Genomic DNA, 11,535 nt, shown 5'->3' on the forward strand with positions numbered 1-11,535 from the left:
TGTTAAAGATTATGAAAAATATCAACTTTTTAAAAAATATAATTTCACGATTATTTTTAACACTATTTGTCGCTCTTTTATTTAGTTCTTGTGAAAACGATTTTATTGGTGACGAGGTTGCAACTCAAACACGCCCACCTGTAATTACAAGTGTTAGCGAAGCTAGAGAAGACAAACCCGTCACCCAAGGCGTATTAGAAGGCACTTATATTATTCGAGGTGAAAATTTCGCATCACTTACTTCAATCCAATTTAATGGTTATTCAGCATCATTAAAACCTGCATTAGGCACTGACAAAATTATCTTTGTACAAATTCCGGAAAACGCACCATTTGTTGGGCAAGAGAATAAGTTAACACTTGAAAATCCTTATGGTACAATCAACTATGATTTCTCTTTACTTACAATAACCGGATTTACTGAAGGAACAAAAGATGGTAAAAAAGTTGTGAATTTATTGGGTGGTGATTTTTCTGAAACCAAATCTATCACATTTGTAAGCGGTACAGAAGAGCAAGGAAATTTAACGGAACTGCCCTCTCCAAATTTTACAGTAATTTCTCCATCAGAGGTTGAAGCTGAAGTACCTTCTGGTGTAGAACAAGCATTTATATATTTAGAAACAAATGGAGGAGCTATCGCTCAATCTGACTCCTACGGATTTAACTATTCCGTTTATATTGATGGACTTAATCCCGATTGGAGCACTAGTGAATGGGGAGGTACTCATGACATCGCTTCTACAGAGATTGCCTTAGGAGACTTTTCTATTAAAAGTGTTCGCGAAGCTTGGTCTGGGTTAACTTTCTTACCACCAGCAGGTTTTGGTTATAAAACCTATACAGCAATTACAGTTTCAATATATGGTACTGGCGATGCTGGTGATTCAGTAACGTTAGCAATTAATGACTTTGACGGAGCATCTACAGCACAAAAGTTAGAACTAATTCCTGGTAAATGGACTAAATATGTAATACCATTAGCTAATTTTTATCCATCTGGTGGAGCTCCTGATAACCTAACAAGATTAGATTTTCAAGAATCTTCCAATACCGGTAAGCCAAATTACACATTCTATGTTGATGATTTTGGGTTTATAAATCAATAATCGAAACAAAAGAATTTTAGAGTAATCAATACTAAAAAACATTTATAATGAAAGCATCCAAACTGAAATATAGTTTTTTGTTCATAGTCATATCATTCGCATTACTAACTTCTTGTAAGGACGAAGATGATTTATTTCCACAAATAAGCAAGAGTGTAAAAAACATTACAGAGATAGCTTCACAGAACCCTGAGTTATCTACGTTTTTAAGTGCCTTAAAACAAACAGGATTAGACTCAACGTTTAGTACCGCAACAACATTTACCGTTTTTGCTCCTAAAAACGATGCTTTTACAGGTTTAAATTTAACAAATCTTAGCAATGATTCACTTCAAAACATTCTATTAAATCATGTATTAAGTACTGTTACACCTGATTTTACAGCCAACATGACTACTGGTTATTTAACCTCTATGGCAACAGGACCTGACGGTAATAATCTTAGTTTTTTTACTGATAACAGTGATGGTTTAAAGTTTAACGGAATGGCATCTTTGGCAAGTGGAATGTATGATATTGGAGCAACCAATGGTATTGTACATGTTGTTGATGCTTTATTAACACCTCCAACCGTTCTTGATCATGTAAAAGCGAATCCAGAATTTTCAATGCTCGCAGAAGCCATTGAAAAATCGGATATAAAAGACGTTTTAGATGCAAAGGATAGCTTATTTACCTTATTTGCACCAAGTAATGCCGCTTTTGAAAAATTTATGATGGACGCAAACGGAGCATTCGGATGGACGTCTTTAGATGACATTCCCATGGATGTTCTTAACCAAGTATTGCTATATCATATAGTCTCTGGAGAAAATATTTTATCTTCTTTAATAGATGGAACAGCACAAACAAGTATGCAAGGAGAATCTTTTGACATTTCAGGCACTTCTATTAATGATGCATCCTATACAGACGCTACCATCAATTTAACCGATGTGCAAGGCGTAAATGGTGTAATGCATGGTGTAGACAAAGTATTGCTAACGGAAGATGTTTTTCAAAGTATTTTAAGTGCCACACTTAACATGGTTGAAAGATGTGAAGACAGAGGGTTTTCAACTTTTTTAGCAGCCATTGAAAAAGCTGGAATGACAACGATGTTAGCAACAGATGACTTAACGGCTTTCGCTCCAAATAATGATGGTTTTAATGCGTTATTCATATTAACTGAAAATTTTGAAAGCCTAGACGATTTTGATACTCCCGAAGAGTTAGCGGTTTTAAAAGATCTATTAAATTACCAATTGTATGCTGGTCAACTTTCAGCAGGAGATTTAACAGATGGAGGATCGGTTACAACATTATTTGGAGACACTTTTAAAGTAGATTTGAGTGGAGACAATCCAAGATTGAAACCCTCTTTTACGGATGCCATACCTTCCGGATTAGTAACACCAAATATCGGATCTAGTAATGGTATTATTCATGAAATAAATAGAGTTTTAATTCCACAAGCATTATTAGGTGCCTTAGGCATTGTGGTTGACCAAGGTTGTAATGGACCACATCCGGTAGGAGATCCAAATTTAGTATTCTTTGACTGGGATGCTAATGGCCCTTGGTGGGGAGCCGTAGCTGCAGAAAATGATGCAGCATTAAGTTTGGATGGTTCTAGTTATGGTAGAGCTAATTTTACGACATCAGGGGGAGGCTGGAATGATATGTATTGGAGAAATGATGGAAGCACATTTAATGGAGCAAGCACTGTAGGCACCAACTTAAACGATTATGTATTAAAATTTGATATCCGTACCATTGAACCTATATCCGCAGGAGCATTTAAATTTAGATTCCGTAGTGATGCAAACGACGCATTTTACGATTGGAAACCTTGGTCTGATACTGGTGAAGCATTAGATACTGAAGGAGGGTGGATTACGATAGAAATTCCATTATCAGCACTTGGACAACCTGATTTTTCAGCTGTAAATCAAGAATTCGGGATGGCATTTGAGGATGGCGGAGCAGCAATTTTATTAAATTTTGCTATAGACAATGTTCGTTTTGACGCTCCTGATTATAGCTGTGGCGGACCAGATCCCGTTTCAGATTCAAATTTGGTATTCTATGATTGGGATGCTAATGGTGCTTGGTGGGGTGCCGCAGCTGCCGAAAATGATGCTTCCATAAGTTTAGATGGTTCGAGCTACGGTAGAGTTAATCTCACCACGGGAGGTGGAGGCTGGAATGATATGTTTTGGAGAAATGACGCTAGCACATTCAATGGAGCAAGCACTGTAGGTACCAATATAAACGACTATGTTTTAAAATTTGATCTCTATACCATTGAACCAATAGCTGCAGGAACTTTTAGATTTAGATTTCATAGTGACGCAACTGATGCTATTTATGATTGGCAACCTTGGGTTGATACTGGTGAAGCACTTGATACTGGAGGTCAATGGGTCACTTACACAATACCGCTATCCGTTATCGGACAACCTGATTTCGGTGCAGTGAATCAAGAATTTGGATTGGCAATCGAAGATAATGGAAATCCATTATTGTTAAATTTCGCAATTGACAATGTAAGGTTTGAAGCTAATTAATATCGTTTCAGTAGAAGATAATAAAACCGCTATACTTTAAAAAGTATAGCGGTTTTAAAAAAACATTAGTTCTTATTGATTCATAAGTTGTAACTCAATAAAGTAATTATTAAATCTTTCTCACTTTTTCAAGAAACCATTCTGAGATTTAAACTTTTATTTTAGTATTTATAACTCTGTAATTTCTTTTTAAAATACTTCCCATGCCTTGATGGCGTATATTTATCATCAATAAAAAGACGTGGTGCCCATTCTTTATCAAAAACCCAAACCACATAAGAAATACCTTTTTCATCTGAATAATTAGTAATAGCATCACCATAAGACTCATCACTAACTACAGGAGAATGAGCTCCAGGATCTTCAGGACCGCTAAAACCAATTTCTGTTAAAATTACTGGATATTTATCTTTTACAAATCCCCAATCTTTTGTCCATTTTTCCTCCCATGGCTTTTCACGTTTTTGAGGATAAGGATGAGAAACATAAGCTATCCCTTCAACATCCAAAGGACTATCTTTTACTGGAGTAAGGTCATAGGCCCAATTGAATCCGGCAACTAACGGAATACCTTCTCCTCCATTGGCCCGAAGAATGCCAATCATTTCTTTATTTAGTTCTTTCCATTGCTCCCATGTAATTGTTCCCAATTCATTATTATAAGTAGTAGGTTCATTAAAAAGCTCATAAAAAGCTACAGTTGGATTCTTTCCATATTTTTTACCTATGGTCCTCCAAAAATCAAAGGTTTGTTTTTTATCTGTATCATACATATCATGTTGATACATTTCAGTACGTAAATTCCCGATACTATGCCAGTCTATTACAACATACATTCCCAATTCACCTGCCCATTGAATACCATCGTCTAAAAGTTTTAGATACGCATCTTTACCTCTTTTCTTCCATGCTGTTGGATGTACAGGAAACCGCACCAAGTTAGCTCCCCAATGCTTCATTTCTTCGAAGTATGATTTATTCCACAACTGTTGACGCTCAAGTTTATCAGGATCACTAGTATTTAGACCTCTAAAAACTGCAACTTTCCCATCTGCTTTCACAAAGCTATTCCCAGAAACACTAACCCTACTTAAGACTTCTTGAGCATGCACAAAATTAATAGCAAGAAGTAAGATAAAAGTTGCTACCGTTTTATTCAAAAAAATTTTCATGATTTTATTTTTATAAGATTATTACTATTTTGATTAGCAGTTAAAAAGTGCTACGCCTATTCTATTATTTAAATATTGGCTATGTAAACATTGAATAGATACGTAAAGGTCTTCATAAAATTTATAAAAATTTTACACTTGAATGTTTAGTTTATAAGATTGATAATATAGTATCAATAATCGAAATTTTTGACAATTCTATACATCCCTAAAGCATATGGAATAAGATTAATTTACGTACCGAATGAATAGGCATTTACAGATAATGAAAAGCTTGAAAGAAACCGCCCATAATTTATTACACCGACAGAACTCAGACTGTCTTCCTATTTTGCGTAGTCATTAAAAAACTCTTCGGTATCTTTTAAATCTTTTAAACCTAGTATCCAACAGACTTCAGAAAGATCTGAGAAGTCTAAACCTCCATCAAAAATAGCCTCATTTTTGTATCGCCCCTCTTGACCGTTGTATTTATTTGAGGTTTTAATGGCTAGCTGCCAAATAGCAAGTAATTTTGGATCAGAAATTTTACTTTCCCAATTTTTAAACTCAGCATCATGAAATCCTGGAGTTCCGTTTCCAACCGCATTACCATCTGGTATTTTTTGATAATCCGTATTGTTTTTTACAAAGAGTAACTCTTCTGGAGTTGTTGTCTTTTCATTCCAATCACTATGCTGTACTACATGAAAACGTTTAGAAATGTCCACATTAGGCATATCTGCTTGAATAACTTTTATAAGGGCTGCGGTAAAATCAGACTGACCTGCTTCTGCAATCCAAATATCACCGTTATTGAGTAATGTTTTTTTAACAATAACGTTTACATTCTTTATCGCATTTTTAAAATTTTCATGTGCATCTGTCCAATTATTGCCAAAAGCCAATTTCATTAAATCATTTGGCGGCACATACAAGCCTTTTTGAATACCATAAGTACCTGCTACTGCATGAAAGTTTATTTTCGAATACAAGGTGTCAGACAAAATAGTAGCTAAAGCTGCAGCCGTGTGTAAGTCGTCTACATCTGTTTTACAATCAAACTGCACTAATAATAAATCTCTTTCTTTATTGAAATCACCTTCGCTTGAGATTTTTATATCCGTAGCATGGCCATTAAACGTTAAAAAGCAGATTGCCAAGGCTATTAGAACTACTATTTTATTTTTCATTTCTATTATATTTTAAGTTATAAAATTGTGACTTTTAATTTCTATTATATTCTAATTTTCTGAGTAATTTTATTCATTAAATAAAATTTCATCTCTTGTTATAACATTAGAATACTTATAAATATCCTTAACACCTTCATCTGTATTTGCAGTTTTTAGCCATCCTGACCAAACCATGAACCATGACCATTTTGGTTGAGCCTCTAAAATAATAACATTTGGTAATTGCCCAACTTCACCAAGAGCAATTGGTTTACCTTCTGCCAATTTCAATAATTGCTCATAATCTTTTTGCTCATAATCATAATGATACACATCTGTAGCTAGCACATCAACATATTGATGTCCTGGATAAAAATCTTTGTATTCAAAAGCTTCATCATTGGGTATGTCTCTAGGAGCATTGGCATTCCAAACCCAAATCAGATTATTTATTTTATGATAATCTGTCAATCGTTGGTACAATAATTTCCACAGCTTGGCAAATCCTTCTTCTCCCTTTTTGTCTCCCCACCAAAACCAAACACCATTCATTTCGTGATAAGGTCTAAACAATACCGGTATTTTATTTTTTTGAATCTCTTTTAAGTGAATTGCCAATTGATCTACTTGATGCAGCCATCTCTTGTGCAATAAAGTTCCTGGTGTAACAAGGTCTTTCCAATCTTTATTAGAAATTTCACTTTGAACACTCTCTTTCCAACCATAAGGTGCGTCATCTGATGGTTTACCTACATGCCACATTAATGTAATTATTGCACCTTCTTTATGTTTTTTTATGACTTCGTTTACAAGTTTATAACCAGGGTCAACCTCACCATTACTCCAATAAAAATCAGCTCCCCAAATGGCAGGGTATTTTCCGGTCATATTTTTCACACTATCATAAAATCGATTTGTTTCATGACTATAACAATGCTGGCCTGATAAAATTTTATCATCTAAACCATTGATATATTTCAACAATCCTTTGACTTCTTTTGAAGAATTTTTATTAACAGGTTCGTTTTGAGCTTGACAAAAAGCACTGCTTAATATTACCAAAAACAAGATTAAAACTTTCATAACTATAATTTTTATTTATCTAATAATTGATCTGCTGCTAATACGAGAAACATATAATCTGTTGTACCTCCTCCTAGCACATATTCAGTTTGCTGCCATAAGAAAGGCCATTCTAATAATTCAGGAAAATCGGGACGAATTAATGCTGTACCCGAACCAATACCTCCGGGTATATAAGAGTGTTCTCCCCTATTTATTCCATAAGCCTGTGTTAACGATCTTGACCCCACACCACTAGCAAATGAAGATGTATTTATACCAGGATGTACTCCTAAAACAAAATTCATTGCATTCAACATATATTTCTTCGGAAAAATATCTGGATAACTCGTATGGAAATAATACTGTCTTACCCCAAAATTTTGAATTCCCCAACCTGCTCCCCAAATATTTGGTTTATACACCAAACCATAAGGAGTTTCTTTTTCCAATTGTTTTACATTCTCTAAATAATCTTCAACCCCACTTTCTATTTTTGATTTAAACTTTTTACTATCAACAAGAGGTATCGCCGGACCAACAATCCACCCTACTTTTTCTATATTTTCAGTAATAACTTTGGTATTATCTTTTAAAAATTTTGAATAAATGGCATTATTTGTTGTCCTTAATAATTCAACCGCCAATTCAATTTTATCAATCTTTTTATCAGTAGATGTAGTGACCCATATTACTTCTGCGATTTTCAAACATTTGTCTGCTAGCTCATCATTAAAGCCTTTCAAAACTCTAGCAGTTGCGGCTAAAGCTGAAGCCGTATTTATTTCCCTTCTTGGATTATCTTCAGTAAACACCCAACGATCATCGGGAGCTCCTTGCTTACCCATTTCAATGTCAGAAACACCTGATTTTGTCAATTGAGACGCACCTGAATAGACCACATTATCACTATGATTAACAGCATCTCCCAATAAAACATATTGACGTTTATGTGGTACAATTATACCTCTATAAAATCGACCTATTGACTCATAGCCGCCAACAATTGATAATGCTCCATGCTCTATTTGTTGCAAAACATCAGGTTTGCCATCGGGCTGCAATATTTCAACTGTTTTAGTTTCTTGATTAATACTGGTATTGTCATAATCAACCTTAAAAATTTCGTAAATATGAGCTAATCCTTGAATGGTCGAAGCTTGAGATTCTACTCTAAGATCATAGTCTCCTGCATCATGCCAACCTCCCAAATTAATACCAGGTACATGTTCTCCTGATTTAAAAGTAGTTAGTGTTTCTGGGCCTTGTAAATAACCATCAAAATGATTTTCATTGACTGGTGCCATTCTTGCATCATCGATATGACATCGTCCATGCCATACTTTATACCTATCATTTACTCGCATATGACACATTTGAACGGGTAAAAAATACTCTAATGTAGGTTGCCAAACATCTCTTTTATAAACGGCTTCATTAATCTGAAAAGGAGTTGTGCTAAAGTTTTTATATTTTACCACATACATGCCTGGAGTTTTTATTTCAGAAAAATCAAAATGATAATATTTATATCTTAAAAAATTACCCCATTCTGCAGGTTTTGTTGAAACGATTTCTGTAAAACCTCCTTGATTATTAATTCTAAGTAATTTTATTTCTTCAACATCAACATCACGTTTATCTGTTTCAATAACAGCAATTTTTTCTTGATTGGGGTGATACCCTACTTGCGAGACCTGAACAACAGGACTGTATTTAAAATTCTCTATAACATTTGGTGTTACCAGCCATTCAATAGCATTTTTTGTTTTGCCAGATGGCACTAATGATCTTACAACAAACCAACCATTACTATGTTTCGCTCTTCCATCAATTAATTGTAACTCTGAGTTTTGAAGATTTTTTATACTTAACGTCTGACTTTTATCTTCAGGAGCAATTACCAACTCTTTTCCTGCAGCCATTGGTGATATTTGAAATTCACCATCCGTATCTGTGTAACCTGGTCCGTTCGCTTGGCGATTGAATATTCCAAAATCATTATCCATATAATAGGATTTCCCAAATAATATACCAGGAAACAGTTCTATATTCATCCCAACTTTTCCAACCCATTCTTCTGGGAGCGGCTCGTCTAAATCAACTATAATTTTAAATGCTTTTCCTTGAGGAACAACTTTAAGATTATAAGACAAATTTAAATCGGGATATTCAATAGGGTTGAACCCTGTTTTATTTTTAGAAGCATCAGGATAGGTCATTCTAACACTTATTTCTTGAGTTTCCTTATTCACTTTCCTTTCCCCAACCTTAGGTACAGGTTGCCATTGGCCTGGTGTTGGTTCTAAACGCAAATCGCCATTTGTGGCTACACGAATACCATTTTGGATTAACCCTACGCCACCTTGATGACTTTCTGGATAAAAATCGTGTGCCAACATAACGTTAGCTCCTTGCATTTCCAAATACTCTAAATTGTTAAGCGTAAAAACTTGAGTAGAATCTAGCTGACTTTGTCCGCTAATACATGCAAAGCTCAACACTAAAAAAGAAAATAAAAAATGCTTCATTATATTAAATTTTATGATTATCAAATTCTAACAAAAAAACTACAACTTAGAAAATTTTATTGTGATCTAAATTCCACTAGTTTCTATGTAAATATATTTAACATAAAGCTAATAACAAATCTATTTCGTTCAAAATACTTGTAAAAAACACACATTACAACAATTGTATTATTGCACGCTTCATCATTTATACTAGTTTATTTTGTATTGGATTATTTTTACACTGAAATACGACAGTTACTTCTTTACCCATAATTGATTTTTTTTGAAAAAGAACAAATGATATAAGCTTTACTCGAACCATTAATTAGTTAATTCTTTAAAAACAAAATGAATATAAATCAGAAAATATCATTAAAAGAGAAAATCGGCTACGCGTTAGGTGATGGAGCTGCAAATATTGCTTGGAGAGGTGTAGCTACCTTCTTATTTATATTCTATACTGATGTTTTTGGTCTAAGCCCAGTTACGGTTGGTGTTCTATTTCTAGTAGCCAGATTTAGTGATGGAATCAGTGATATCTTAATGGGTGTTATAGGAGACAGAACCAAATCTAAATATGGTAAATTCAGACCTTGGATATTATGGACAGCTATACCTTTGGCTGTGATACTCTCGCTATTATTTACAAGCCCAGACTTAAGTGCTTCTGGTAAAATTGCTTACGCCTATATTACCTATATCTTTTTCACGTTACTATACACAGCCAACAACATCCCATATGGAGCTCTTATGGCAGTAATGACCGGAGATGATAAAGTGAGAACAACGTTAGGTTCTTATAGAATGGTAGGAGCATTTGCAGGAGGTATGCTTGTTCAAGGTGCCTTATTGTTTTTAGTAGCTCATTTTGGGAATGTGAACCCAGACATTGAAATTCATAAATTAGCTGATGAAAAGTTTAAAGTAGAAGTTTCTACATCGAGAGATGTAGAGAGTGTCAACATCAAAACAGAAGACGGTATCGCAACATTTGTTTGGGAAGATGCGAATATGGATTCTACAGAAAATATTCCAACCCATGGAAAGAGTTTTGCTATGCAAGCTGATAAAAAGTACGCATTTATTGTATCAGGAGAAGAAAATATTACCAAAAGTACTATTTCAATTATTGATCAAAAGAAAGGGTATAGTAATTCCATGTATGTAATGTCTGCTTTCCTAGCACTATTCATGTTCATTACATTTTATACCACAAGAGAAAGAGTACAACCTCCTAAAGCTCAAAAAAATAATTTAAAACAAGATTTAAAAGACCTTATTTCTAATAAACCTTGGGTTGTGCTGTTGGTTATCGGACTCTTATTCAATGTTTACAATTCCATAAAACAAGGTATTGTTGTTATCTATTTTACACATTATTTAAATGATCAATTATTAGCGGCTTCGTATTTGGTTGGACTCATGTTAGCCTCTGTGGCTGGTGCCATGCTTACTTCTCCTTTAGGAAGAAAACTAGGTAAACGTAATTTATTCATATATGCATTACTATTTTCTGGAGGTGTAAATGCATTACTGATGTTTTGCGGCCCAGAAGATATTAGTGCCATTTTCACCATTGGTATTGTTTCAGAGTTTGCCTCTGCAATGTTCCCAACTTTGTTTTTTGTGATGTTGGGTGATGCTGCAGATTTTTCAGAATTTAAAAATGGAAGAAGAGCAACAGGTCTTATCTATTCAGCAGGTTCGTTTGCCACTAAATTTGGAGGCGGAATTGCAGGAGCAATAATTGGATTAGTATTAGGGGCTTTTCATTATAATGGACAAGATACAACATCTATAAAAGGAGCAATTCCAGGTATTATTATGCTTATGAGTTGGGTTCCAGCAATAATAACGGTAGTAACTGCTGCATTAATGACCTTATATCCTCTTAACCAAAAGAAACTTGATGAGATTACTGTAGAATTAAATTCCAGAAGATTAAAAGAACAAAACAACTAATACGATTAAAGATA

Annotated in this window: 7 protein-coding genes; 3 read left to right on the plus strand and 4 right to left on the minus strand. The window is 34.4% G+C overall.

What is annotated here, in order from left to right; genetic code table 11:
• Nucleotides 1-11: 11 nt before the first annotated feature.
• Together JBL43_RS04840 and JBL43_RS04845 are read left to right on the plus strand one after the other, a co-directional pair.
• On the plus strand, nucleotides 12-1,109 hold the full coding sequence (locus JBL43_RS04840; RefSeq protein ID WP_198840341.1) for a hypothetical protein: 1,098 nt from the start codon (nucleotides 12-14) through the stop codon (nucleotides 1,107-1,109).
• A gap of 47 nt (nucleotides 1,110-1,156) precedes the next feature.
• On the plus strand, nucleotides 1,157-3,658 hold the full coding sequence (locus JBL43_RS04845) for a glycan-binding surface protein (protein ID WP_198840342.1): 2,502 nt from the start codon (nucleotides 1,157-1,159) through the stop codon (nucleotides 3,656-3,658).
• A 161-nt stretch (nucleotides 3,659-3,819) separates the two neighbouring features.
• Here JBL43_RS04845 and JBL43_RS04850 read toward each other — a convergent pair whose 3' ends face one another.
• The 4 genes from JBL43_RS04850 to JBL43_RS04865 all read right to left on the minus strand — a co-directional run bounded on the left by JBL43_RS04850 (nucleotide 3,820) and on the right by JBL43_RS04865 (nucleotide 9,577).
• Nucleotides 3,820-4,830, minus strand: a complete 1,011-nt coding sequence (locus JBL43_RS04850) for a glycoside hydrolase family 5 protein (protein WP_198840343.1) — start codon at nucleotides 4,828-4,830, stop codon at nucleotides 3,820-3,822.
• A 326-nt stretch (nucleotides 4,831-5,156) separates the two neighbouring features.
• Entirely contained in the window at nucleotides 5,157-6,002 is an 846-nt protein-coding gene (locus JBL43_RS04855; RefSeq protein ID WP_198840344.1) for a hypothetical protein, read from the minus strand.
• A gap of 69 nt (nucleotides 6,003-6,071) precedes the next feature.
• Nucleotides 6,072-7,067, minus strand: coding sequence for a glycosyl hydrolase (locus JBL43_RS04860; protein WP_198840345.1), 996 nt, complete (start codon nucleotides 7,065-7,067; stop codon nucleotides 6,072-6,074).
• 11 nt (nucleotides 7,068-7,078) lie between these two features.
• Nucleotides 7,079-9,577 carry a glycoside hydrolase family 9 protein gene (locus tag JBL43_RS04865; protein WP_198840346.1) on the minus strand — a complete coding sequence of 833 codons (2,499 nt, stop codon included), beginning with the start codon at nucleotides 9,575-9,577 and terminating at the stop codon, nucleotides 7,079-7,081.
• A 330-nt stretch (nucleotides 9,578-9,907) separates the two neighbouring features.
• Here JBL43_RS04865 and JBL43_RS04870 point away from each other — a divergent pair, with 330 nt between their 5' ends.
• On the plus strand, nucleotides 9,908-11,521 hold the full coding sequence (locus JBL43_RS04870; RefSeq protein ID WP_198840347.1) for an MFS transporter: 1,614 nt from the start codon (nucleotides 9,908-9,910) through the stop codon (nucleotides 11,519-11,521).
• The last annotated feature ends 14 nt before the right edge of the window (nucleotides 11,522-11,535 follow it).

The organism is Aureibaculum flavum (assembly GCF_016406085.1).
Classification (GTDB): domain Bacteria; phylum Bacteroidota; class Bacteroidia; order Flavobacteriales; family Flavobacteriaceae; genus Aureibaculum; species Aureibaculum flavum.